Genomic DNA, 23675 nt, shown 5'->3' with positions numbered 1-23675 from the left:
CATGGAAGAGAGAACCGAAAGCGAGAAAGGGATGCGGATGGCGAGGGAAACCGACGACATAGCGGCCCACGAAGCGGCTGAGCACGCTTCGGCGCACGTGCATCACGGACACTCCCATGCGCCTTCCTCGCACCATGCGGGGGGCCATCATCTTTTGCAGGTGGAAGATCTCACGGTGTCGTTCTCGATGTACGATGTCGCGTCGGGCTCGTTCTTCGGCGCCAAGAAGGTGGAGTCGCGCGTGATCGATGCGTTGAGCATCTCGGTCCACGTCGGCGAAATCGTGGCGGTTGTGGGGGCTTCGGGCTCGGGCAAGACGTTGCTTGCCGATGCGATCCTCGGTCTGTACGAGCCGAATGCATCCGTGAGCGGCCGCATCTGGTTCGATGGCGTTTTGCAGGATGCCGAATCGCTTGCCGCCTTGCGCGGCAACGGCATCTCGCTTGTGCCGCAAAGCGTCAACCACCTCGATCCGCTCATGAAGGTCGGACGGCAGGTTCGCGGTTTCTCGGGCGATGCGAAAGATCGCGAGATCGAACAGAACCGCCTGTTTGCGCGCTACGGCCTCGACGAGTCGGTCGACGATTTGTACCCGTTCGAGCTTTCGGGCGGCATGGCCCGCCGCGTGCTGCTTGCCTGCGCGCTCATCGAGAATCCGAAGCTCATCGTGGCAGACGAGCCGACGCCCGGCCTCGATCTCGATCTGGCGGTGGCGGCGCTCGACGACTTCCGCACGTTCGCCGATCGCGGCGGCGGCGTGCTGCTCATCACCCATGATATCGAGCTTGCCCTGCGGGTGGCCGATCGCGTGGCGGTGTTCAAGGACGGCACGGTCGTCGAGGAGACGGCGGTTGCGAATTTCGCATCGCCCGATACGCTTGTGCATCCCTTCAGCAAGCAGCTATGGCATGCGCTGCCCGAGCACGGGTTCGAGGTGATCGCGTGAGCGTGCTCGAAGCCAGGGATATCGTCTATGCTTACGGAAAGGGCGATGCCGTGCTGAACGGTGTTTCGCTTCGCGTGGAAAGCGGGGAGCGCGTGGCGCTTTCGGCGCCGTCGGGCACCGGCAAGACGACGCTCGCCCGCGTGCTTGCGGGCTACCTTGCCCCCGATGCAGGCGAAGTGCTCGTCGACGGCGAGCCTCTTCCGAAGCGCGGCGCGTGTCCCGTGCAGATGATCTGGCAGCATCCCGAGGCGGCGGTCGATCCCCGCATGCGCCTGGGCCGCACGCTTTCCGAAGCCGGCGATGCCGATCCGTCGCTGGTGAGCGGCCTCGGCATCAGAAGCGAATGGATGGACCGCTACCCCCACGAGCTCTCTGGCGGCGAGCTGCAGCGCTTCTGCATCGCCCGTGCGCTTACGGCCGATCCCCGCTTCCTCATCGCCGACGAGATGTCGACGATGCTCGATGCGCTCACGCAGGCCCAGATTTGGCGCTTCCTCGTATCCGAGGTCGATCGTCGGGGCATCGGGCTCGTATTCGTGTCTCATTCGCCCGCGCTGACCGAACGCATCGCAACGCGCATCGTCGAGCTGTAGAACCGCGCTTTCGGATCGGCTTCCGTCTGAGCGAGCATTCGGGCTTTGCATGCGAGGTTGCGGCGAAGCGTCTCGGTGCGCGTCGTCGGGTTAGGCTTGCCGCATGCCTCGGTTCAGCGTCCGGGCAATTCGATTCCGAAGTCCTTTTCGAGGATCGTCCGGTACTGCGCCTCCGATTCGATCGTCACCCGTTTCTTTTCGCCGTGGACGGTTTTCGTGAACACGTCGCCTACGATGGATACGCTGCCGTCATCGGTGCGTCTGTTGACGTTTCTCCATTGGGTGAATACCGAATCGGGGTGCGTCGAGCAGAAGTGGGAGAGAGGTACGAAATCGACCTCGTCCTGGGGCAGATCCATGAACGCCATCACGGCTTCTTCGGCATCCGAGCCGCAGGCCTTTGCATCTTCGCGGCCGCAGTACGTAAGCTTCCACCAAGGGCCGTCCTGCCGGTCCATGCGAAAAGCCTGCCCGCACGAAACGATGCGCAGCCCGTCTTCGAGCGGAAGGGCGCATGCGGGCATCGGCCCGCCGTATCCCACGTCGCAGAACAGCTTTTCGCCATCGAGCGACACGATGGTGCCGCGGTGGGCGATCGGCTGCGTGTAGCCGCGGTTCTTAAGGCTCCGCGCGAAGCACGGAGCGGCATCGAATCCCGTCTCTGCAAGCAGCATGCAGAACAACGCGTTGAGTTCGAAGCAGTAGCCTCCACGCCTCCTCGCGATCATCTTGTCGAACAGCGCGGGCATGCCGAGGTCTATCGTGCGCCCGAAATCGACGATGTCGAGGTTTTCGAACGGAATCGCCCGCTGGTGCGCGGCGATCATGCGGTCGAGCGTCTCGGCATCGAGCGGGCCTGCGGGCTCGTCCATCCCAAGGCGATCCCAATACCGTGCGCGATCCGGAATGGGTTGGTAGAGCTCTTCGTACATAGGTCTCCTTTCGGCGCGGGCCTGCGAAGCCGCCGCATCCCAGGCGAACCGATTCTATAGCTTGCGCCGAGGCGCGCGCATCGCCCTGGAAGAGCCAATAACGGGCGATCGCCGTCGAATTCTCGCGCAGCTCATCCCAGGAGTGCGAGGGGTCGTACCCACGCGGGGATGAAAATCGGCTCGGCTTAGGGCGGGTGGTCGGATCCGTGCTTTCCTGCGCTCGGTACACTGGGCGGGCCTGCGGTCCCTGCGCTTTCGGATGGCGGGCCGGTGCCGCTTCTGCGGCGCTCGACGAATCGTTTCGCATCCGTATCGACAAAGGGGTTGTCCATGCCAGAGCTCTCTATCGCTCAGATCAAACGCACGCGTTCTCTCTACCTTGCCCTGTCGACCCTCGCGCTGCTGTTCCTAGGGCTCATATACGCGTTCTCCATGTTCGCGGCGCCCATGAGCGCGGCGTTCGGACTTGACAAGGCGGCTGTCGGACTCACGTTCAACATCATGATGATCACGTTCTGCTTCGGGGCCATCGGCGGATCGCAGATCGAGAAGAGCCTCGGCACGAGGGGCGCCCTCATCGTTGCCGCCGTGCTGTTCCTCTGCGGCTTCGCGGGGACGGGGCTTTTCGGTTACGGCAGCATCGAGGTCGTGTACCTGTGCTACGGTGTGCTCGGCGGGTTGGGGGTCGGCGTGGGCTACAACTGCATCGTGGCAACGACGAATCTCTGGTTTCCCGATAAGGTGGGCTTTTCATCGGGCGTGCTCATGATGGGTTTCGGCCTCGGATCGCTGATCCTCGGCACGCTGTCGGTGAACCTCGTCGCCTCGATGGGGCTCGGCACCGTGTTTGCGCTCATCGGCGTCATCACGTGTTCGGTGGTCGTCGTGCTTGCCCTGCCGCTTCGCCGCCCGCCCGCCGGTATCGTCCAGCGCATGGCTCCCGAGAAGGCGGGCGGTTCGGGCTATGATCCCGGCGAGCAGGATGCGGCCCTCAAGACGCCGACGTTCTACGTGTACTGGATCTGGGCCATCATCGTGATTGCCATCGGCCTCGCCACCATCGGCAACTGCGCTTCCGACGCGCAGGCGGTCGGGCTCGATGCCGGCTTCGCGACGCTGCTCGTAGGCCTCGTTTCGACCTGCAACGGACTCGCCCGCGTCGTGATCGGGCTCATCTACGATAAGACCAACGTGAAAACCACCATGCTCGTCGACGGCCTGATCGCCGTGGTCGCCTGCGCGTGCATCATCGGTGCGTTCACAGCCGGCATCCCCGCGCTCTACGTTGCGGGTGCGTTCTGCTGCGGCTTCTGCTACGGTGGCGTGCCGGTTGTGGCTTCGGCGTTCGCGCGCCAGCGGTTCGGCGCGAAGAGCTACCCGCTCAACCTGTCTCTGGCCAACTTCGCCATCATGTTCGGCTCCGTTCTCAACATAGTGATTCAGGCGGCGGTGGGCGGAGCTGACAACCGCCTTGCCGTGTTTGCGGTCATGGGCGTGCTTTCGATCGTTGCGACGCTTGATGTGCTGCCGTTCTCCAGGCTGTGGAACTTCGACATGCGCAGGCTCGAGGCGCGCAGGAAAAGCGCCGAGGCGGGCGGTGGGCGGTAATGGCCGCGAAACGGGGCGGTCGCAGGATCGCGGCGCTCGAGGAGATCTGCGCGCTTAAGGGCAAGCGCAGGATGGATATCATCAAATGCGCGTTCGCCATCATGGTCGTCGTTTTGATCATAGCGGGAAAGCCCCTGCTGGAGACGATGGGAATCATTCCCGAGGGCAGCATGGTCGCTTCGGCGGCCATGTTCCTGTCCGCGGTCGTACTGGCTGTTTTCGCGGGTTCGGCAAGCACCGATTTCGCGAAGAGCGGGCGACGCATCGAGGAGCTTTGCGCAAAGCACGCGATCACGAAAGACGACGTGCGCGCCTACGAGCGTCTGTGAATCGGAGTTGATTCGACGATCACGCGCGGCGGTTCGGGCCGAGCGGTCCGCGCAAAGCTCCCTCGGAATGCGTCGGGTCGTCGGTCTCCTCGACCATGAGGAGCAGTTCTTGCTGGTTGTGGATGTTGAGCTTGCGGTAGATGTGCCCGATATGGGTTTTCGCGGTGCTCTTCGAGATGCAGAGCCTGTCCTGGATGTAGGCGGCGTTGTATCCCTTCGCCAAGAGGAACATGACTTCCGTTTCGCGGCGCGAAAGCAGATAGCGGTCGGCGATCGTCTCGCATTGGGCTCTGAAGCGACCGCTTTTCCGGGCGGTGTCTGCTTCCTCGGCCGATCGCGTCGACGGTCCCAGCGAGGCGGGTTTCTGCGCGGGCGATGCAATGCCGGCATGTCCCGAACCCGCTGCATGCCGAACGCCCCCCTTCTCGCGCGCGTCGTGCGCGCCTTTTCCCGTATCCTGGGCGTTCGGATGCCGCCCGGGTTCGTGTTGGACGCGAAGGCGTTCCTCTCCCGCGGATGCGCCGTCGGCTCTCACCCGAAGCTCGCCGCTTTCTTCCGTGTCCTGGACGCGCCTTGACGTTTCCGCAGCAAGTTCCGCTTGGCGGTTGAACGTGGCGATGGCGGGATAGCCCTCCGGTTCGGGGGCGATGACGATGCGTTTGATGTCGCGTACGCGCGGCAGGAGCGCATATGCCATCACCATGACGAACATGATGAGCACGGCGCCGCCCGCTTCGCCGAAAGGCGTCAGCGATCCGAGGATCGAGGGATCGGCAACCGAAAGCGATCCGGCAAGCGAGCCGAGCGCGAGGCATCCTCGGCCGATCCCGAACACGAAGATAGGGGACAGCCTGAACTCCTGCGACATCTCGCCGAAGAACACCCACATGAGCGCCTCGAAGCACATGTAGCCGGTCAGGAGTACCAGTGGCTCGAGCACCGAGTTTCCCATGGGCAGCGTCGGCAGGAAGAACAGCGTAACGGCGATGAACGGGATAAGCGGGCGAAACAGGAAATCCCAGTGGCCGCGCTTGTCGAGGCAGAACGAGGTGACGAGCAGCAGCACGGTGGCGGCGCCGCCTGCAATCAGGGCGAGCAGCTGCGTGGTCAGATCAGATGACGGCAAGATGACCTGAGTCGATATGGATCGCAGCGCACCGAGGGCGAAGCCGAACAGAAGCGTGGGCAACGCGAGTCTGATCGAGAAGGGCGGCTTTCGCACGGGGAGCGGGTTGAAGATGGGTATCGCGTGGCGCACCGCGTAGCTGACGGGCGTGAGCCGCCACAGAAGCGGAAGTTCGAGCAGCGGCAGGCAGCAGGTGAGGATGCCCGAAAACGGCGGCGGGATGATCTGGAGGACGAACGAGTACAGGGCGATGGCGATGACGATGGCCACGGCCGTGTTCATCACGATGGTCGCCGCTCCGTGGCGCGAAAAGGCGATGCCCCAGAACAGAAGAAGCAGAGCAGAACCGATGCCGGTCGAGATGCCGGCGAACAGCGTTGCGGCCGCGCCGAGGACTCCCGGCGCGTTTGCCGCGAACACGGCGGCCGTGCCGATGGCGGTCAGAACGGCTGCGGCGATGATCACGCGTTTTGCGGTGTAGAACTTGAGGAAGCGCTGATCGGTCATTGCGGCGAACAGCAGAGATATGCCGAACACGACGATGGAGATGAGGAAGACGAGCGATATGGACGATTGCGCTTCGGGGCCGAGTGCCTGGGGAACGTGGAATATGGTCGTCGTGCCGAACATTGCCGTGTAGATCCACGATTGGTGGATGCCGAACCCGAGTGCGAGTATGTTCAGCTCGCCTTGCGTTCCCGTGCCTCGATCGTCGTCTACCGTGATGCTGATTCGCGGAAACGTGATAGCCATAAGCGGAACCTCGCTTTTCCCCTGTCGTTGCGGTCGAGTGATCGCCTAGCGATTCCCTTCGGCGCACGGCCTTCTGCGCCTCATGATCGTGTGGGAGCCGGCCGAGCCCCCGAAAAACACTGTTCGCCATCATAAACGGAAGCCTCTCCCTGTTCAACTATCGATAAACGATTAATTAGGCTTCTCATCAGCATATATGCTATCCCTCCTGCCGCAAGATCGATAAAAATCAACCTCTGGGGTCGATGGTTTCTCCTGCGAAAACGCATCTTTACCGCCGTGCGGCATAGTACGGCGTCGTCTTTCGGAACCCCGGTTCGCCGGATGCGAAGCCCACTTGGGCTCTGCGGCTTTCGCTTGCGTTCGCGGCATTTCGATAAATCGATCCCTCGGACCGATGGGGCCAGGGGAAAGCGTCCCGGCGAGCCGATGACCGCTCGATTTCGGTTCCGTACCCTTCGATGTGCTTGATTCTTTTGCAGGGAATCGACTGCGGTTGCTTCTGCTTGCAAGGGAAACGAAACCGGGAAAGAGAAGGGGAAAGGGGGCGCGCGCAATCGTTTCTTCTGGGCGACGAGCGATTCGGTCGGTTGAGAGAGCCGATGGAAACGGCGATCGAAACTACGGAAGCATCCGTTATTTTCAGGCGTGAGGTTCTGAAATACTGAAGCATCCGCATCGCGGCGCGAACGCGGTCGGACCCGGTCTTGCTATTGCGTACAAGGTGATTTCAGACAAATGGCTGGCCTGCGCTTTCCGTAATCGGGAGCGTCCGGTCAAACGATCTCACACTGAAGGGGGGACTGATGGATAAAAAAGAGTTCACGATCTCAGAGGTCATCGACTCTATTGGCATCAGCTCGCATACTTGGATAGTCTTCGTGCTTTTGGCGTTCGCCATGATCTTCGACGGATACGATTTCATGATCGTCAATTCGACCAACCTGTTCGTCGCGCATACGTTTTGGCCGGATAACGCCAATCCCGGCGCGCTCATGGGCTCGCTTACCACATGGGGCTTGCTCGGCATGGTCATCGGCGGTGCCGTGGGAGGCATCATGTCCGACAAGCTCGGGCGCAAGAAAACGCTGATCGCCGCCGTCATGTTCTACGGTTTGTTCACCTTGCCGCAGGCTTTCGCCAACGATCTGGCGTTTTTCGCCGCCTTCCGCCTGATCGCGGGATTCGGCGTCGGTTCCTGCATTCCCGTTGTCACGACGGTGTTCTCGGAAAGCATGCCGTCCAAGCAGCGCGGCGTGTTCGTGACGTTCGGCATGGCCTTCATGGTCGTCGGCTGGGTTCTCGCCGGCCTCATCGCCAACCCGATCTGCAATGCCCCGACGCCGCTGCTCGGCGAACTTACCAACCAGGTAACGTACATGACTGCCGACGGCGGCACGGCAACCATGTACGCGAACTGGCGTCTGTGCTATCTGATCGGCGCCATTCCCTTGCTCTACGGCATCGTTCTCATCTTCACGATGCACGAGACGCCGCACTGGTATGCGAACTCCGGTAACAAGGAGAAGGCTTGCGAGCGCCTCACTCAGATCGAGCAGGCCACGCGGCATACCTCGCACACCTACGACCCGGCTCTGCTCATCGTGCCTCCGAAGCCTGCGAAGACCGGGCCCTCGGTTCTGTTTTCGAGCAAGTTCATCGTGGCGACGTGCGCCATCTGGGCCGCCTATTTCGTGGGCCAGTTCTGCGTGTACGGCATGAATGCCTGGATTCCCACATGGTTCGTGGGCCTCGGGTACTCGTCGGCCGATAGCGTCGCGCTGCAGACGTGGAACAACGTGGCAGCCATCGCATCGAACATAGCCGTCGGTTTCGTGTCGGACAAGGTTGGCCGCAAGCGCAACCTCGCCTTCTCGTGGCTGTTCTGCATCGTGGCGATCATCCTGTGCTCTTTGTTCGTCGCCCCGAACAACATGGGCCTGTGCATCGCGCTCATGCTGCTGTTCGGCTTCGCGTTGAACTACGCGATCACCGCCGTGCAGCCTCTCATGCCGGAAAGCTATCCGACCGCCATCCGCAACACCGGCACGTCGTGGTGCCAGGCGTTCGCCCGCTTCGGCGGCTCCGCCTCGTCCATCGTGCTCGGCGGCATTGCGGGCATGGCGTTCTTCCAAACGGCAACAGGTGCGACCAACTGGAGCACGGTCGTACTCGTCCTCATCGTTCCGTTCGCGCTCGGATTCGTCTGCACGGTCCTGTTCGTGAAGGAGACGGCGGGCAAATCGATGGATCAGCTTGCGGCGGAAGAGGAGAAGCTCGGCGCTTCCGAGAGGGACGGTGCCGTGCGCTTCGTCGTGATGCTCGTCATCGTAGCCATCCTTGCGATTCTCTGCATCGTGTGCCCGCTGGTGGTTGAAAACTGGTCGAAGCAGCCCTACGCGCTGCCGCTCATGGCGATCGGCCTGCTCTTGCCGTTCGTGTACTTCTTCGTATTCGGCGGAAAGCAGCTTGCGAAGAACAAGGCCGCTGCGAAATAGCATCTCGCCGCACGTGCGCGTGGAAAACGTAAAGGAACCCCCGGTCAGGGGGTTCCTTTACGTTTCGGGAGCTTGCGGTGCGCTTCTTGGGGGCACCGCTGCGGGCTTGTCAGCGGGAGGCATCCTCTTCGAGGAGCTGCTCATAGGTTTTCCCCTTGCCTGCGAACAGCCAGTTCTTCGCCTTTTCGAGCCTCGACGCGTTCGGATTCTCGATGCCCTCGCTCAGTCCCCGGTACTCTTCTTTGATGCCCATTGCGATGACGGCGGCGACGGCTATCCTCAGCTTCGCCACGTCTTTCGCCTTGATCTCGTAGCATTCGCCGCGATCCATGAATTCGACCACGCGCACGTGCACGTCTTTGACCGAATCGTCCTCGCGCACGAAGTCGAGCGGCGGCTCGCTGAGGGTTCCGTCGATCTGCCAGCGCATCCCGTTGACGTAGTAGTCCTGGAACAGGCGGCGCGTGTGGAACACGTATTCCCAGCGCTCGAGCTTCAGATAGTACGCAAGCGCTTTGGCATCGGGTTTGACGGCTCCCATCTCGCCTCCCATGCGCCCGAAGATCGCAATCTCGCTCCTCTCGCTTTCCCATGCCCCCCTGATGCTCAGGAAGGTGTCTCCATCGGCGTACCACACATCGAAATCTTCATGGCGGGCGAATGCATCCTTGGGCAGATAAGCCTTGTTGTTCTTCACGGGACCTCCCGACGCTGCTTTTACGTTGGCGGGATTATAGCGCATCGAAGTGATTTTACACGTTGCTAGGATGTGAAAAAAAGCACCTTTGAACTGGGGTTATAAAAACACCCAACCCTACAGTCCGACGAAAATCAACCCCGCAGGACGATGGTTGCAGCAGCAAAAACGTCCCCCTGATTCGATGTTGCTCGCCGCGCAGTCCGTAAGCTGAGAAACGCCAGATGCTTCGAGCTCATCCGCGTCGTGCAGGGTGCTGCGGGCGTGGGTGCATGGCATATCCGAGGGTCTGAAGCGTGGTGCGCGTGCGCTGCCGAACAGACCGAAGCGATCGACGAGAGAGGTTCACCATGTGTTTCAGACCAGCTGATGCATCCGCCGGCGGCGGCATGAACAAATGCCCCGAGTGCGGCAAGACCATTCAGATGATGGCGGGCGTCACCTTGAAGAACTGCCCGTTCTGCAAGTGCGATTTCACGCCGTATCTCGACGGCACGAAGCCGCTTCCCAATGCGGCTCCCATTGCCGGCTCTCCGGGCGCCCCCGCTGCTCCGGGCGCCCCGAAAGCGCCGGGAGCCCCTGCCGCTCCCAGCGCACCGAAACCTCCGACCGCTTAGCGCAAGCAGGCAGAGCACCGTGCAGGAGGGCGGCGATCGGTTGATCCGGCGCCGTCCGAGGGGATCGAGGAGGTGATGCACGGAATCGATAGCGTCCGAAAGCCGCGCACGGCATGCGCGGCGAGTTTCCAAGGTTTTACGAGTGAGTGAAGCGAGTGAACCAAAGAAAGAAGGAAGGAAAACATGGCATACGGTAAACAATGGCAAACCGTGAACGAGGATGGGACGGTCGTAACCCGCAGCAACACGTGGTCGCCTCCGGGGAGCCACCCTGTCGGATACGGCGTCAAGGTCGTGACGAAAGACGGCGAGCTCATCCGTGTCGAGGGTGACGACGACAACCCGATCACCACTGGCCGCGTCAACGCGATGAACCTTGCTCTGCGCGAGTACACTTACGCTCCCGAACGCATCATCCACCCGATGAAGCGTGCGTTCGAGGATCGCGGCAAGGATAAGTGGGTCGAAACCACCTGGGATGAGGCTCTCGACACCATCTGCGAGAAAGTGCGCTACTATCAGAACAACTACGGGCCCGAATCCATCGTGGTCTTCGGCGGCACCGGTCGTGAGGCGTGCATTTTCTACTACGCGCTCACGTTCTCCGTCCTGCAGTCTCCCAATTGCTGCTATACGCAGTCTGGGTGGTCGTGCTACGGACCGCGCTGCTCCATCGCCGACTACGTGCTGGGCGCGGGCTATCCCGAGCTCGATTACGCCGGCCATCTTCCGGGCAGCTATCAGGATCCGCGCTACACCGTGCCCAAGTGGATCGTCGTGTGGGGCAAAGAGCCCCTGCCGTCCAACGGCGACGGCTTCTTCGGCCACTGCCTGGTCGACCTGATGAAGCTCGGCACCAAGATCATCTCGATCGACCCCCGCATCACCTGGGTCGGCTCGCACAACGGAAACATCAACCTGCAGGTACGTCCGCAGACCGACACCGCCCTTGCGCTCGGCATCATGAATCTCATGTTCGAGAGCGGCGAGTACGACAAGGAATTCGCCGAGAAATGGATCTACGGCCTCGACGAGATGAAGGCCCGCGCGGCCGAGTATCCGGTTGAAAAGGTCTCCGAGATCACTGACGTGCCGGTTGAGGACATCAAGCGCGTCGCGCACATCATCGGCACCGAGCGCCCGATCGGCTGGGCGTGGGGTTTGGCATTCGACCAGAACAAAAACGGCGTGCAGCTTTCCCAGGCGTTCATCGTCTTGGCTGCTCTCGCCGGTTCGATCGACCGCCCCGGCGGACTGACCCTCGGACCTCCGTCGGCGCTTCTCGGCAAGTGGCGTATGGAGCAGCGCGGCGCTATGGACGACGATGTATGGTCGAAGCGCATCGGCGCCGCCGCATGGCCGGGCCTGTCGACCGGCATGGCGACGACCCAGCCCGACGAGACGTTGAACACCATGGAGTCCGATGAGCCCTATGCCTTGAAGATGGGCTGGTTCAACAGCTCGAACTTCCTGACTCCCACCTGCTCGGCGCAACCGAAGCGCTGGCATAAGGCCTTGCAGAAGCTCGAGTTCGTGGTTGTCCAGGACCTCACCATGACCCCGACGGCCATGGCGGTGGGCGATTACTTCCTGCCGATGGCGACCTGGGCCGAGCACAACGGCATCGTGCTGACGCACTATGGTCGCAACACCGTGTTCATGGGCCCCATGAACAAGGCGCTTGAAGTCGGCGAGTGCAAGTCCGACGTCGAGATCTGCCTGATGTTCGGGCAGCGCCTCAACCCTTCGTGGTGGCCGTGGTACAAGCCCGCCGACGGCAAATCGCTCGATCTTGATGCTTTGGCGCAGGCCGTCGAAGACTTCTACAGCGATCAGCTGAAGGAAGTCGGCTACGACTGGAATTCCTTCCGCGAGGCGGGGCTGTATCAGCCCGGCGCCCATGGGTTCGAGTATGAGAAGTACGAGAAGGGCCTGCTCCGTTTCGATGGCGAGCCTGGCTTCAACACCATCACCGGCCAGATCGAAGCCTATTCGATTCTGTACGAGTCCTGGGGCGAGGATCCGCTGCCGTACTACGAGGAGCCGAACTACAGCCAGATCAGCAAGCCCGATCTTGCTGCTCAGTACCCGCTGTTCTCCACCTCGGGTTCGCGCCGCTACAGCTCGTTCCACTCCGAGCATCGCCACGTGCCGTCGCTGCGCCAGATCGATCCGTGGCCGTGGGTTCAGATCAACCCCGAAACCGCCGAAGAGTACGGCATCACCGACGGCGATTGGTGCGAGGTTTACAACATGTTCGGCGAAGCCCGCTTCAAGGCCGAGATAACCCCGGTCATCAAGCCCGGCATCTTGAACTGCGCCCACGGCTGGTGGTTCCCCGAGCAAGATGGCGAAGAGCCCAACCTGTTCGGCGTGTGGAAGTCCAACTTCAACAGCCTCGTGCCGCACTTCAACGTCGGCAAGCTCGGCTTCGGCGCTCCGTATAAGGGCGTTATGTGCAACCTTCGCCGCGTCCGTAGTCTCGACCAGGACTAACAGAAAGGAAGTGGCATAAATGGCAGATCAGAAATACGCTTTGCTCGTTGACTACACTTATTTCTCCGGCAATCACGCCGCAGAGATCGCCTGCAAAGAAGAGCTCGGCCTTCCCATCGACCAGTTCGGCATCAAAGAAGTCGAGATCGGTCCGTTCAAGAAGGGCGAGGGCAACGACGGCGACGCGTGGGAGTGGTTCTATATTCCCTGCCCGACGTCGATCTTCTCCGATCATTGGGGGACGAACGGCGACAAGGCCGGTCAGCGCCCATTGGCCGTGCAGGTTGAGGAATCCGCATCCATGTACTACGGAACCCTCGAGGACATGACCGCCAAGATGGCCGAGTTCGACCGTCCGATGGTTCTGTTCCAACTGTAAGCAGTACGAATGCAGCGACTGCCGCGGCCGTCGGCCCGCCTGGCTGATGACCGCGGCATCCGTGTTGAAGACCGACGAAGGAGGGCAACATGACCGAAGATGAGTTCTTGGCGCTCGACGCTCGCGAGGGCGCTGAGATGCTGAATGCGCTTTTGGCCGAAGGCAAGAGCCAGGATGAGGCGATGGCCGAGTTCGATCTGACTAAAGCGCACCTTATGAAGGCGCAGATCTTCTTTGTGAAGGATAAGTTCATCGCCCGCGCGTGGGGCGGCTATACCTCCACGAAGCGAACCGGCAACGAAGCCGGCGATGCTGAAAACGGCGTGGGCGCCAGCGATCCGTCGAAGGGCATCCTGGGCGTTTAACCGTCGTTCGCCGACTGCGGGAGGCCCGGCGAGGTTTGCGGGCCTCCCGCGGCGGCCGACGGCGCATGATTCGCGGATCCGCTCGATCGCCGCGGCGGAGATGCGCGCGGCGGCGATCGCAAACGAATGCAGGACAGGAAACAGGAAAGGTGGGCGCATGGCAACCGAAGAGGACATTCTGACGGAAATCGAACGCTGCGGGCGTTTGACCCCGGAGCAGGAGAACATCCTGTACAACATAAGCTTGAAGCAAGACGAGCTGGGAAGGGAACCCGTGAACATGCTGTTGAGCAAGGTGCGGGGCAGCTCGGTTTACGAGCCGATGATCGAGCGCGAGTTTTTGACGTACGATGTTTTCAACCACGGAAGCCGCCATGAGATCGCCTGCCTCTACGTTACCCTGAAAGGCCTGCGTTACTGCATCATGTTCGCCGACGAGCTTTCGCGCCGCCGCAAGCTGAATCCGGCAGGTGCGCCTTGGCAGACCGTCGCCGCAGGTGCGGAGGTGTAGGCTATGGAGCTTGGTTCTACGGTAACGCTCGCCTATACGGGAAGGCTCGACGACGGCACGGTTTTCGGCTATGCAACGCATGAGAATCCCATGAAATTCCAAACCGGCATGGACATGGCGATCGAGGGCTTCGAGAATGCCGTTCTCGAAATGAACGAGGCGGGCGAGAAGAAGACGTTCATCGTCGACGAGTACGAAGCGTACGGCGAATATCTTGAAGGCCATACGGCTCGGATTCCGATCGAACAAATTCCCGTAGACGGGATCGGGGTGGGAAAACGGGTCTGGCTCTCGAACGCCGAGGACGGCGCACCGGTTCCCGCAACGGTCATCGGGGTCTCGGACGGCGTGGCCACGTTCGATCTCAACCATCCGCTCGCGGGCAAAACCCTCATATTCGAAGTGGAGCTCCTCGAGGTCGAGGATGCGCCTGAAAACTTCGTTTCCGCAGCCGAGAAGGCTGCTCATATGAAGGAGCAGGCGAAGATGCTGGGCGGTGATCAGGGCGACGACTACCGCTGAGAACGCAGCGCGCCCGCTTTGCGCCTCGGTACGGCATGGATGCGCGCCGAGGCGCGGCATGCCGGTGGGCGTTCGTCCGGGAAGGCCGAAAGGAAGCGAAACGTATGTGTTGGTCCTGCAATCCGATATGCGGCGGCTGCCGACCCCCGCGCAAGCGGCCGGTGAAGTGCCCCGAATGCGGCGCCTTCAACGCGGTCGACCTCGAGCGGGGAGGCCGAAAGCTCTGCGTGAAATGCGAAGCCGACCTCACCGAGCTGGCTACGCCGAAACCGAAGGTCTGCCGCTATTGCGGGGAGATCTGCTACAACCCCTGCCGCAAGGCCGATCAGGATCCGCCCGGCGGCGAGATCGGCAGATGCCAGGTGAGGGTGAGAGAGCCGCTGTAGGCGCTGCCGCGCGTTCGACGGGCGGGCTTCGGGGCTTGCGATGCCGATCGGCGAAGGCCTGCGGGTTGATCCTTGGGATCGCTCGCAGGCCTTTCGCGTTCTTGCAGGCGATCAGCGCGTTTGGGGAGCGTCGGATTCGGGGATGAGGCGATTATCGCTATTCTTATGCCAGGCTAATATGCGCGATTCAGTTGATTTTTCGTTGACTATATACTAATTAAAGAATAATATTGACGGCATGCCGGACCGAAAAACGGCATTCGAACTGTAAGGACCAAGGAAGGGAACATATGAAAAAGCATATGCGCATCGTGCTTGCCGCCGTCTTCTCGTTTGCGCTCGTCGGAGCGTTTGCGCTTGCCGGCTGCTCGTCGCAGCCAGCTGAAGAGCCCAAGCAGGAAGAGAACACGCAGACCCAGGAACCGCAGGAGACCAACGACCCCGTTGAACTGCAGATCTTTGCGGCCAACTCGCTGTCGAAGGCGATGGAGGAAGTTCAGGATCTTTATAAGCAGGATCACGATTGGGTGACGTTCGCCGATACACAGTACGAGGCATCGGGCACGCTCAACGAAATGCTCGGCGCCGGCTCGTACGCCGACATTCTCATCACGGCGTCCAAGGGCACCATGGACACGGCCGTCGACGAAGGCTACGTCGATGCGAACACCCGCTTCGACATGTTCACCAACGAGCTCGTCATCGTGACGGGCGAGGGTTCCGACATCGAGAAGTCCTCGCTCGAGGACATCGCGACCGGTGAGTACAAGATCTCGGTGGGCGATGACAACGTTCCCGCCGGCAACTACGCCAAGCAGGCGCTTTCTACGACCGATCCGGCGTGCTGGATCGACCCCGACGGTAAGACGGGCTCCGATTCTGCGGGCAAGGGCGGCACGTTTGCGGGAACTCCGCTTGAGGGCATGGTCACCGAGGGCTCGAGCGTCGGCAACGTGTGCTCCTACGCCAACTCCGGCGATGTTGACCTTGCGATGGTCTACAGCTCCGACGTGTACCGCTTCGGCGGCGTGAAGATCGTGGGCACCGTTCCCGCAGACACGCACAAAAACATCATCTACCCGGCCGCCATCTGCGCCGATTCCGCCAACTCCGAGGCCGCACAGGAATTTTTGGATTGGGCCTTCACGAACGAGGATGCCATCAAGATCTGGCAGGAGTGGGGCTTCGAGCTGGCTGCGTAAGCCGTCGTTTGCGGTATGATTAAGCGCAACGCGCTTTCGATGGGGGATGGGAGGCCGCGCTTTCCATCCCCCGTTCTTGCGCGGGGCTCTGCGGTGATGGATGCGATGAGAATGGGGAAACGGGATGGGAAAACGCATAAGCGCCCTTGCGATGGCTTTCATGCTGGTGTTTGCCACGCTCTGCCCGGGCCTTGCGTTTGCGGATGACGATGCTTCTCTCGGGGACGTTCTTGCAGGCGAGCCCGCGATGCCCGGGGGGTCGGGCGGTTCTTCTTCGAACGATTCGACGGTTACCGTCGACGACGTCGTCGTTTCAGCCGAAGGCGAGGCGGCTGCCATAGAGGGGGCCTCGTTCGCTGTCGACAGCTTCAGCCGCGCCCAAAAGGGCTCGAACCGCGAGATTGACGGCCGGTATCTCGGGTACAGCTATTATCAGGGCTCATCGCCCGACTACGCGGTTGCCGTTGCAACCGATGATTACGTGCTCGCCTACATCCCGCCTTCCGCGCATGCGCTCTGCGATGTTGAAGACTCCGCTTCCCAAGACACCCTGAAGCGGTACTTCCTTGCGCTCGACGAGGTATCGCTGACGGGTGGTATCGTTATGGACGATACGGTTCCGTGGTATTTTACCAGCGAGTCCAGCATGGCTCTCGACGGCATTCTTTACCGCTTCGCCGTCGAGGCGGGCGAGGGCAAATACTACGTGTGCGCTATAGGCGAAGACGGAAGCGACGTGGTGTCGGCTGCCGCCGAGGGCCTCACGCGTCCGACCCACGTTGATTTTCTCAAGATCGTCGAACCTGGCGCCGTCGATATCGTGGCGGCATCTTCGGGGCTTGCGGCGTTCCAAGAGTTTCTCGGCGGCATCGATTTATCGCCTTTGTGGGTGACGCTCAAGACCACGGGCACCGCGATCGTGTTCATTTTCGTGCTCGGTCTGGCTGCCGCGTATTTTACTCTGCGCATCTCGAAGCGCGCTCAGGACATCTTCGATACCGTCTTCACGATTCCGATGGTGCTGCCCCCGACTGTCTGCGGCTTTCTTCTGTTGTTGCTGCTCGGTCGCAATACGGCGCTCGGGCAGTGGTTCATCGATATCGGTTTCCCGCTTATCTTCAGCTGGCAGGCGACGGTCATCGCCGCGGTCGTTGTGGCGTTTCCCCTTATGTACCGCAGCGCGCGCGGCGCGTTTGAGGGGCTCGATCCGAACATGCTCGACGCGGCGCGCACGCTCGGGTGGTCGAATGCCAAGATTTTCTTCAAACTCATGCTTCCGCTGTCGTGGAGTTCCATCGCAGCCGGCACGGTGCTCGCGTTTGCCCGTGCACTCGGCGAATTCGGCGCTACGCTGTTTCTGGCCGGCAACTACGTCGGCATCACGCGCACCATCCCCATCGCCATTTACTTCGAGTGGATGAGCGGAAACATGGACGTCGCGCTGTTCTGGACGGTCGTCATTCTGATCTTCAGCTTCGTCGTCATCCTGTTCATCAACCTGTGGTCAAGACGGACGACGCGTTACCGTAAGGGGGCGGCCGAATGAGCCTCGAAGTTGCCATCAAGAAACGTTTTTCGGGTTTTCAGCTCGACGTCTCGTTTTCGGCCGAAGACGAGACGCTCGGGTTCCTCGGCGCATCGGGATGCGGCAAGAGCCTCACCATGCGCTGCATCGCGGGAATCGAGAAACCCGACGAGGGCCGCATCGTGGTCAACGATCGGGTGTTCTTCGACTCGGATGCCAGAATCAACCTCACGCCGCAGGAGCGAAAGACCGCTCTGCTGTTCCAAAGCTATATGTTGTTTCCCAATTTGACGGTTGCCGAAAACGTTGCGGCGGGCATAGGGAAGGATGTCTCGAAGACGGATCGCAAAGCGATCGTGCTGAGCGAATTGAAGCGCTTCGGCCTCCAGGGGTTCGAGAATCGCTATCCCGCGCAGCTTTCGGGTGGGCAGCAGCAGCGCGTTGCGCTTGCGCGCATGCTTGCGGCCAAGCCGGGCATCCTCATGCTCGACGAGCCGTTCTCGGCGCTTGACGCCCATCTCAAAGGCGTGCTCGAGCAGAATCTCGTAAGCCTGTTCGACGCCTACGACGGTACGATCCTCTACGTGAGCCACGATATCGACGAGGCGCTTCGCTTCTGCGATCGCATCGCCGTGGTGGAGGACGGCCGTATCGTGGAGGAGGGTACGGGCGACGATCTGGTGAACCGCCCGCAGAGCCAGGCGGGCATCAAGCTTTCAGGGTGCAAGAACGCCACGCCCGCCGAGTATCTGGACGATCACCATGTCCGCCTGCCCAAATGGGGCATCGAACTGGCTACCGAGCAGGAGGTTCCGAAGGATGTCAAATGCTTGGGGGTGCGCGCTTTCTTTCTCGAACGCGCCGATGCCCCCGGCGAAAACGTGTTCCGCGTGCGGGCCGATCGCGTGAGCGATTCTCGGTTCGATCGTACGGTGCTGCTCGGTTTCGCCGAGCGGAACGAGACGGACGCTCCTGCCGTAACCGCCGACGAAGACGATATGAAGTACTTGCATCAGCACGTGTTCTGGCGCGTCAACAAGCTTTCCGTCGAATCGGGCATGCTGCCCCAGGAGGGCGACGAGCTCCTTATCCGCATTCCGAAAGACAGGCTTTACCTGGCGAGCCGATGACACGTTGTTCTGAACGCACCCGATGGGAGTCCGCAGCAGGTTGTCTGTCCGCGTTTTGGGCGGGCTTCGGGGCGGCTTGGATGTATGAAACGATACGAAACGGGGCGAATTATGACATTCGCCTCTGTTTGTTGCCGATGGCGCGGCTCTTTTCTCCGAGGAGCGCTATAATATCCTTTGTTGAGGAGAAGGGAAGGCCGGCATGAAAGACTCACATGGCCGCACTATCGATTACCTGCGCATCTCGTTGACCGATCGGTGCAACCTGCGTTGCATATACTGCATGCCCGAGGAGGGCGTCGATCAGATGTCCCACGAGGATATTCTCCGTATCGAGGAAATCGAGGAAGCTGTCGCCGTTGCCGCTCAGATGGGCATCACGCGCGTGCGCCTTACCGGTGGGGAGCCTTTGGTGCGCAAAGGCGTCGTCGACCTTATCCGATCCATCAAGAACACTCCCGGCATCGAGCATATCGCCATGACCACCAACGGCGTGTTGCTGCCTCGCATGGCGGACGAGCTGAAGGAGGCGGGTCTTTCGCGCGTCAACATCTCGCTCGACACGCTCGACCCCGATCAGTTCGCCATGATCACGCGGCGCGGCAAACTCGAGGATACGCTTGCGGGCATCGAGGCGGCGCTCGCCGTCGGGTTCGACCCCGTGAAAATCAATGCGGTCGCTGTGCGCAGCCTGAATCAGGATTACCTCGCCTTTGCGAAGCTCTCGATCGATCGAGAGCTGCACGTGCGGTTCATCGAGTACATGCCCGTGGGCGAAAGCTCGGGCGGCACGGGGTGCGGCTGGGGCAAAGAGGACGTCGTTCCTTCCGAAGAGCTCATCGAGATCATCGATCGGCAGGCGCGGGCCGAGGGAATCGGCGGTTTGATTCCGGCGGGGGGATCCCGTCCCGAGGGCTGGGGGCCGGCGCGCTACTATGCATTCGAAGGGGCACGGGGCACGGTTGGATTCATCTCGCCTCTTTCGCGTCATTTCTGTTCGGAGTGCAACAGGCTCCGTCTGACTGCCGACGGCAAGCTGCGCCCCTGTTTGTTCTCGGATGTCGAGTTCGATCTAAGGCCCGCTCTTCGAGCCGGCGATTTCGACGGCGCAAAGGCGGTGTTCGCCGAGGCGTTGGGCGCAAAACCCGATGATCATCACGACAAGGTGGGCACCGAGCGCGGCATGTCCCAAATCGGGGGTTAGGACGATATGCGGAGGCGGTCGGCAGGACCCTCTGCCGCATTGCGCGGAAAGCGAAAGGAAATGAGGATACGATGACCGAACAGAATCTGACCCATATCGACGAAAAGGGCGAAGTGCGCATGGTCGATGTGTCGCAGAAGGCCGACACGGAACGCGTCGCCGTGGCCGAAGGATTCATTGCCATGAATCCTGAAACGCTCGATCTCATCGTCGAGGGGAAGGCGGCCAAAGGCGATGTTCTCGCGTGCGCGCGCGTGGCGGGGGTCATGGCGGCCAAGCAGACATCGTCGCTCATCCCCATGTGCCACCCGCTCAACATCACGAAGGCGAAGGTCGATCTTGCGCCGGTTGTCGCAGGGGAGCGCGAGGATGGCAGAGTCGGCGTTCGCGTTCTTGCCACCTGCGGTGTGACCGGCAAGACCGGAATAGAGATGGAGGCGCTTACCGCGTCGAGCGTCGCATGCCTGACCATCTACGACATGTGCAAAGCGGTCGATCGCGGCATGGAGATCATGGACGTGCGCCTGCTCAAGAAGGACGGCGGCAAGTCGGGTTTGTGGGAGCGCAGCTAGTCGGCTTCGGCGACTTCCTATTCCGCGCTGCATTCCAAAAGATCCGTCTGTTTCGGCGGCGTTTTGAAAAACGGGCATCAGCTCGCTTCGTCTGAGGCGAGCTTTTTCATTTCGTCCACAAACAGGGCGCCGTTTTCGGACGAGGCGAACTCGTCGGTGTAGACGGCGTAGAAATCGGTCTTGAACGGCAGATCGACGAGCGAGAACGCGCGGCACTCCTCGCGCTCTCCGATGCCGAAGCGCGGCATGAGCGTTGTGGGGACGATACCGAAAAGATCCTGAAAATCGTAGTTGAAGTATTCGAAGTGATCGCTGAAGCTCATGGTTTGCAGCGCCACGCGCGCGCCGTGTTCCTCGAATCGCTCGACTACGCCGTCCCGCAGGTACCCTTGGTAGATGTCGGGAGGTACCATGATCGTCGATCCGTCGAGGTCGGCAGCGCAAACCGTATCTTTGCAAAAAAGCGGGTTATCCTGCGTCATGAGCAGCTTGATGTCTTCGGTGCGAAGCTTGAACCCCTGCATTCCTTCGGGGATCACGCGGTTCGCGCTGCCCGACGTATAGCTTTTGCAGCCTGCAACTACGATGTCGTTCGCCTGTTCGCGCAGCGCATCGATGGTGCTGTGCGGTCCGTTGGCCGTCACGATGTCGATTCTCTTTTCGGGATGCCGCCCTTGGACGGCGTGGCGCGCCTTGTAGAGAAGCGATTCGAGCCAGGGGAGGTTGGTTTGGGCGACCGTCACGGTGAGCAGGTTGTCGGCAAGCGTTTGGTACTCGTCGATTATCCCTTGCACCGTTTCAACGAGCTTTGCGCCCGTTTGCACGAACCGTCTGCCCGCCGGTGTGAGCGCGGCTTTACCCTGGCATTTTCCGACGAGTTCGCATCCGAGCTCCGTTTCGAGTTCCCGTATATGGTCGGATAGCGTTGGCCGGGTGATGAACAGCCGCTTCGCGGCGTTCGAATAGTTGAGTTCCGCCGCAAACACGAGAAACTCCTGAACGTAACGTGTATCCATCGATCCCCTTCCAGACGATGAATTCCGGCCCCTGCCTTTCCTGTCGAACCGCGGGCTTCGAAGCCGGGTTCGACCTCCAGCGGCGGGCGCCGACTCCGGTTGCCCCCTTCCCGAGGCGACGGGAGTTGTAAAAATTATTTTACATCGTTTCGACACTTTTGAACATGGGAGGCAAATATCGCGACACGCGTGGAAAAGAGCCTCCGGCATCTCCGATGGCAACGGGGATACGATTGGTGGTGAGTTTGGCGCCGGGATGACGGCCGGCGCCGTTCAGGGAAGAGGAAGGGGATTGTCATGGAGCTTGATCGCAGGAGTTTTCTCAAGGGCGCTGCGCTGCTTGGGGGCGCGGGGGCGCTGGCCGGCATTGCCGGTTGCGCGCCCGCTGCGGAAAAAACAGCGGGCGCAGGCGAGGGGGGCGTAGCGCCCGAGGCATCGGCGTTCGAGGCCGCCGCTTCCCCCATCGAGCCGGTGGAGCCGCCCGCAACGTGGGATGAGGAGGCCCAGATCGTGGTCGTCGGTTCCGGGGCGGGTGGCATGAATGCTTCGATTCGCCTTGCTCAGGCAGGTTATCAGGTGCTTATGCTCGAACGCAGCGAAGAGACGGGCGGCAACTCGAAGCACTCGTCGGTATTCTCGAACATCGGGGGGCACAAGCAGGCCGAAGAGCTCGGGTGGGCGTATCCGTCGTATCCTTACGACGTCGACAACATCGTCGAATTCTTCATGGATTGCCAGCAGATGACCGGCGACCCCGATCTTCTGCGTGCGATGGCGACCGAGGGCCCGAAGTGCATCGATTGGATGAACGAGAAGGCGGGCGCAAAGTGGGTTCCCATGAATCCCTCGCCTGCGGGTGCGGGACTGCTCGAGTGGGAGGGCATGTCGACGCCCACCAACGGCATCAACGTCAATCTCATTCCGTTCCAGGAACTTGAGCAGACGGCGCGCGATGCCGGAGTCGAGATCCGCACGAGCTGCACGGTCGATACGCTCGTGTTCGATGGATCCGCAGTTGTCGGCGTGAAGGTAACCGACCAGAAGGAGGAGAAATTCATCAAGGCCGATCGCGCCGTCGTGCTCACGGCGGGCGGCATGGAGATGAACCGCGCCATGATGGCGAAGCATTCGGCGACGTGTTTGCACGGCATCGCGAACATCGCCACGCCGCCGAACGGCACGGGCGAGTGCATCAGGATGGGGCAGGGCGTCGGCGCCGACTTGTCGGGCTACGATTCGACCGGCGCGTTCGACGGCGGCGTATGGTGGCGCGACTACAACGAATTCGACACCATGATGGACTCTCACATAAACAAGGACGGAAACCAGGCGCTGCGTCAGCCGTGGTTGCGCATCAACCGCGATGGTCAGCGGGTGCCCTTCATCTCGACCTCCGCGACGAGCTATCCCTACAACACCGATGCCGCGCCTTCCTCGGCGGGGCTGTGCGATACGGCTGCGATCGAGATGAACCAGCCGGGCGGCAAAACCTATTGCTGCTTCGATTCGAAGTTCGATCAGCTGGTGACCGATAACTTCTTCGGGCAGATCATCTGCCGCAAAGCGAAGATCGTTGCAGACGACGATCCGTACATCGATCGCGTGCCCGAGTGGCTGCGCGATTGGCATACGGGCTTCCAGCAGATGGTCGATGCCGGAGCCATTGCGAAATGCGATACGGTCGAGGAGCTTGAGGAGGCGCTCGGGTTGCGCGGCGGCGTGCTCGTCGATGCGGTGAGGCGATGGAACGAAGCGTGCGAGGCGGGCGAGGATTATGCGGCGTCGTACAAGTATCCGCCCGAGTGGATGATCGCGATCGACGAGCCGCCGTACTACGGTGCGAAGCTGGGCGGCCATGTGTTCGGCTCGAAAACGGGTCTGCGCATTACGCCGAAGATGCAGGTGGTCAACACCGACGGGCAGGTCATCCCCGGCCTGTATGCGGGATGGCATACAGCTGGGGGATCAGCAGGCGAGGGCAACCCCTCCGGCAAGCCTCTGACCGGCATGTACGCCGATCTCGGCCTTGCCTTTGTCGGAGGATACATGGTGGCGGGCGGCATCCTCGACGAAGACGGGAAGAGCGAAGCGTAAAGAGGCATCTTCGCGCAAGAGGGCTTCTCGCGCGTGCGCGCGAAGCGCCGCCGGGTGCCGCGGCATGCGCGGCGATACCCCTGCTGTCAAAACCGACGACGCAAGGCCCGGCTCTCTTCTGCAAAAAATCTGAATTGGGGTCTTGTCAACTAATAGACATGATCATATAATTGG

22 protein-coding genes are annotated in these 23675 nt (G+C 61.3%); 18 read left to right on the top strand and 4 right to left on the bottom strand.

Translation table 11 applies throughout. The features are described 5' to 3' along the window. The first annotated feature begins 1 nt into the window (after position 1). On the top strand, positions 2-946 hold the full coding sequence (locus C1719_RS11450) for an ATP-binding cassette domain-containing protein (RefSeq protein ID WP_245874504.1): 945 nt from the start codon (positions 2-4) through the stop codon (positions 944-946). After that, positions 943-1539: an ABC transporter ATP-binding protein gene (locus C1719_RS11445; RefSeq protein WP_245874503.1), complete on the top strand. Its 597-nt coding sequence runs from the start codon at positions 943-945 to the stop codon at positions 1537-1539. The genes C1719_RS11450 and C1719_RS11445 overlap by 4 nt, the downstream gene beginning before the upstream one ends. A 113-nt stretch (positions 1540-1652) precedes the next feature. Here C1719_RS11445 and C1719_RS11440 read toward each other — a convergent pair whose 3' ends face one another. Further along, positions 1653-2471, bottom strand: coding sequence for an arylamine N-acetyltransferase family protein (locus C1719_RS11440; RefSeq protein ID WP_102375230.1), 819 nt, complete (start codon positions 2469-2471; stop codon positions 1653-1655). Between the two features lie 330 nt (positions 2472-2801). On the opposite strand from C1719_RS11440, the gene C1719_RS11435 reads away from it, so the two are divergent. Continuing rightward, the gene (locus tag C1719_RS11435) at positions 2802-4079 is read left to right on the top strand and encodes an MFS transporter (protein WP_102375229.1); all 1278 of its coding nucleotides are present in this window, start codon (positions 2802-2804) and stop codon (positions 4077-4079) included. Then, complete coding sequence (locus tag C1719_RS11430; RefSeq protein WP_102375228.1) at positions 4079-4408, top strand: hypothetical protein; 330 nt, start codon at positions 4079-4081, stop codon at positions 4406-4408. The genes C1719_RS11435 and C1719_RS11430 overlap by 1 nt, the downstream gene beginning before the upstream one ends. Positions 4409-4427: 19 nt before the next feature. Here C1719_RS11430 and C1719_RS11425 read toward each other — a convergent pair whose 3' ends face one another. Then, positions 4428-6287 carry a helix-turn-helix domain-containing protein gene (locus tag C1719_RS11425; protein WP_102375227.1) on the bottom strand — a complete coding sequence of 620 codons (1860 nt, stop codon included), beginning with the start codon at positions 6285-6287 and terminating at the stop codon, positions 4428-4430. A gap of 806 nt (positions 6288-7093) precedes the next feature. Here C1719_RS11425 and C1719_RS11415 point away from each other — a divergent pair. Further along, positions 7094-8785 (top strand): MFS transporter, encoded by a 1692-nt coding sequence (locus tag C1719_RS11415; RefSeq protein WP_102375225.1) that lies wholly within the window; start codon positions 7094-7096, stop codon positions 8783-8785. Between the two features lie 109 nt (positions 8786-8894). Here C1719_RS11415 and C1719_RS11410 read toward each other — a convergent pair whose 3' ends face one another. Next, the gene (locus C1719_RS11410) at positions 8895-9482 is read right to left on the bottom strand and encodes a hypothetical protein (RefSeq protein ID WP_146007890.1); all 588 of its coding nucleotides are present in this window, start codon (positions 9480-9482) and stop codon (positions 8895-8897) included. A gap of 350 nt (positions 9483-9832) precedes the next feature. Here C1719_RS11410 and C1719_RS11405 point away from each other — a divergent pair, with 350 nt between their 5' ends. The 12 genes from C1719_RS11405 to moaC all read left to right on the top strand — a co-directional run bounded on the left by C1719_RS11405 (position 9833) and on the right by moaC (position 20391). Then, complete coding sequence (locus C1719_RS11405) at positions 9833-10099, top strand: hypothetical protein (protein WP_102375223.1); 267 nt, start codon at positions 9833-9835, stop codon at positions 10097-10099. Positions 10100-10282: 183 nt separating this feature from the next. Continuing rightward, complete coding sequence (locus C1719_RS11400) at positions 10283-12595, top strand: molybdopterin-dependent oxidoreductase (protein WP_102375222.1); 2313 nt, start codon at positions 10283-10285, stop codon at positions 12593-12595. Between the two features lie 19 nt (positions 12596-12614). Further along, complete coding sequence (locus C1719_RS11395) at positions 12615-12974, top strand: oxidoreductase (protein WP_102375221.1); 360 nt, start codon at positions 12615-12617, stop codon at positions 12972-12974. Positions 12975-13063: 89 nt separating this feature from the next. Next, complete coding sequence (locus tag C1719_RS11390; protein WP_102375220.1) at positions 13064-13339, top strand: hypothetical protein; 276 nt, start codon at positions 13064-13066, stop codon at positions 13337-13339. A gap of 157 nt (positions 13340-13496) precedes the next feature. Next, positions 13497-13850 carry a hypothetical protein gene (locus C1719_RS11385; protein ID WP_102375219.1) on the top strand — a complete coding sequence of 118 codons (354 nt, stop codon included), beginning with the start codon at positions 13497-13499 and terminating at the stop codon, positions 13848-13850. A 3-nt stretch (positions 13851-13853) separates the two neighbouring features. Then, positions 13854-14372 carry an FKBP-type peptidyl-prolyl cis-trans isomerase gene (locus tag C1719_RS11380; RefSeq protein WP_102375218.1) on the top strand — a complete coding sequence of 173 codons (519 nt, stop codon included), beginning with the start codon at positions 13854-13856 and terminating at the stop codon, positions 14370-14372. Between the two features lie 104 nt (positions 14373-14476). Next, positions 14477-14758 (top strand): hypothetical protein, encoded by a 282-nt coding sequence (locus C1719_RS11375; RefSeq protein ID WP_102375217.1) that lies wholly within the window; start codon positions 14477-14479, stop codon positions 14756-14758. A gap of 290 nt (positions 14759-15048) precedes the next feature. Next, the gene (locus tag C1719_RS11370) at positions 15049-15960 is read left to right on the top strand and encodes a molybdate ABC transporter substrate-binding protein (RefSeq protein WP_102375216.1); all 912 of its coding nucleotides are present in this window, start codon (positions 15049-15051) and stop codon (positions 15958-15960) included. A 124-nt stretch (positions 15961-16084) separates the two neighbouring features. After that, the gene (gene modB, locus C1719_RS11365; protein ID WP_102375215.1) at positions 16085-17506 is read left to right on the top strand and encodes a molybdate ABC transporter permease subunit; all 1422 of its coding nucleotides are present in this window, start codon (positions 16085-16087) and stop codon (positions 17504-17506) included. After that, entirely contained in the window at positions 17503-18615 is a 1113-nt protein-coding gene (locus C1719_RS11360) for a sulfate/molybdate ABC transporter ATP-binding protein (protein WP_102375214.1), read from the top strand. The genes modB and C1719_RS11360 overlap by 4 nt, the downstream gene beginning before the upstream one ends. 202 nt (positions 18616-18817) lie before the next feature. Further along, complete coding sequence (gene moaA / locus C1719_RS11355; protein WP_102375213.1) at positions 18818-19819, top strand: GTP 3',8-cyclase MoaA; 1002 nt, start codon at positions 18818-18820, stop codon at positions 19817-19819. A 71-nt stretch (positions 19820-19890) separates the two neighbouring features. After that, a complete protein-coding gene (moaC, locus tag C1719_RS11350; RefSeq protein WP_102375212.1) occupies positions 19891-20391 on the top strand; it encodes a cyclic pyranopterin monophosphate synthase MoaC in 501 nt (166 codons plus the stop codon). 77 nt (positions 20392-20468) lie between these two features. Here the strand turns inward: moaC and C1719_RS11345 are convergent, their stop codons facing one another. Further along, positions 20469-21407: a LysR family transcriptional regulator gene (locus tag C1719_RS11345; RefSeq protein ID WP_102375211.1), complete on the bottom strand. Its 939-nt coding sequence runs from the start codon at positions 21405-21407 to the stop codon at positions 20469-20471. A gap of 297 nt (positions 21408-21704) precedes the next feature. Between C1719_RS11345 and C1719_RS11340 the strand changes: the two genes are divergently transcribed. Beyond that, positions 21705-23501 (top strand): FAD-dependent oxidoreductase, encoded by a 1797-nt coding sequence (locus tag C1719_RS11340; protein ID WP_102375210.1) that lies wholly within the window; start codon positions 21705-21707, stop codon positions 23499-23501. Positions 23502-23675 lie beyond the last annotated feature (174 nt).

This window comes from Raoultibacter massiliensis (assembly GCF_900199545.1).
Classification (GTDB): domain Bacteria; phylum Actinomycetota; class Coriobacteriia; order Coriobacteriales; family Eggerthellaceae; genus Raoultibacter; species Raoultibacter massiliensis.
The sequence above is the reverse complement of the archived record's forward strand: the minus strand, read 5'-3'. Positions and strand labels throughout refer to the sequence as shown.

Bases quoted from the DNA above. Each gene is read 5' to 3' on its own strand.
- C1719_RS11370 (WP_102375216.1), top strand. From the start codon at position 15,049: ATGAAAAAGCATATGCGCATCGTGCTTGCCGCCGTCTTCTCGTTTGCG.
- C1719_RS11400 (WP_102375222.1), top strand. From the start codon at position 10,283: ATGGCATACGGTAAACAATGGCAAACCGTGAACGAGGATGGGACGGTC.
- C1719_RS11360 (WP_102375214.1), top strand. From the start codon at position 17,503: ATGAGCCTCGAAGTTGCCATCAAGAAACGTTTTTCGGGTTTTCAGCTC.
- C1719_RS11430 (WP_102375228.1), top strand. From the start codon at position 4,079: ATGGCCGCGAAACGGGGCGGTCGCAGGATCGCGGCGCTCGAGGAGATC.
- moaA (WP_102375213.1), top strand. From the start codon at position 18,818: ATGAAAGACTCACATGGCCGCACTATCGATTACCTGCGCATCTCGTTG.
- C1719_RS11380 (WP_102375218.1), top strand. From the start codon at position 13,854: ATGGAGCTTGGTTCTACGGTAACGCTCGCCTATACGGGAAGGCTCGAC.
- C1719_RS11345 (WP_102375211.1), bottom strand. From the start codon at position 21,407: ATGGATACACGTTACGTTCAGGAGTTTCTCGTGTTTGCGGCGGAACTC.
- C1719_RS11340 (WP_102375210.1), top strand. From the start codon at position 21,705: ATGGAGCTTGATCGCAGGAGTTTTCTCAAGGGCGCTGCGCTGCTTGGG.
- C1719_RS11385 (WP_102375219.1), top strand. From the start codon at position 13,497: ATGGCAACCGAAGAGGACATTCTGACGGAAATCGAACGCTGCGGGCGT.
- modB (WP_102375215.1), top strand. From the start codon at position 16,085: ATGGGAAAACGCATAAGCGCCCTTGCGATGGCTTTCATGCTGGTGTTT.
- C1719_RS11395 (WP_102375221.1), top strand. From the start codon at position 12,615: ATGGCAGATCAGAAATACGCTTTGCTCGTTGACTACACTTATTTCTCC.
- moaC (WP_102375212.1), top strand. From the start codon at position 19,891: ATGACCGAACAGAATCTGACCCATATCGACGAAAAGGGCGAAGTGCGC.
- C1719_RS11415 (WP_102375225.1), top strand. From the start codon at position 7,094: ATGGATAAAAAAGAGTTCACGATCTCAGAGGTCATCGACTCTATTGGC.
- C1719_RS11450 (WP_245874504.1), top strand. From the start codon at position 2: ATGGAAGAGAGAACCGAAAGCGAGAAAGGGATGCGGATGGCGAGGGAA.
- C1719_RS11435 (WP_102375229.1), top strand. From the start codon at position 2,802: ATGCCAGAGCTCTCTATCGCTCAGATCAAACGCACGCGTTCTCTCTAC.
- C1719_RS11405 (WP_102375223.1), top strand. From the start codon at position 9,833: ATGTGTTTCAGACCAGCTGATGCATCCGCCGGCGGCGGCATGAACAAA.
- C1719_RS11440 (WP_102375230.1), bottom strand. From the start codon at position 2,471: ATGTACGAAGAGCTCTACCAACCCATTCCGGATCGCGCACGGTATTGG.
- C1719_RS11375 (WP_102375217.1), top strand. From the start codon at position 14,477: ATGTGTTGGTCCTGCAATCCGATATGCGGCGGCTGCCGACCCCCGCGC.
- C1719_RS11390 (WP_102375220.1), top strand. From the start codon at position 13,064: ATGACCGAAGATGAGTTCTTGGCGCTCGACGCTCGCGAGGGCGCTGAG.
- C1719_RS11425 (WP_102375227.1), bottom strand. From the start codon at position 6,287: ATGGCTATCACGTTTCCGCGAATCAGCATCACGGTAGACGACGATCGA.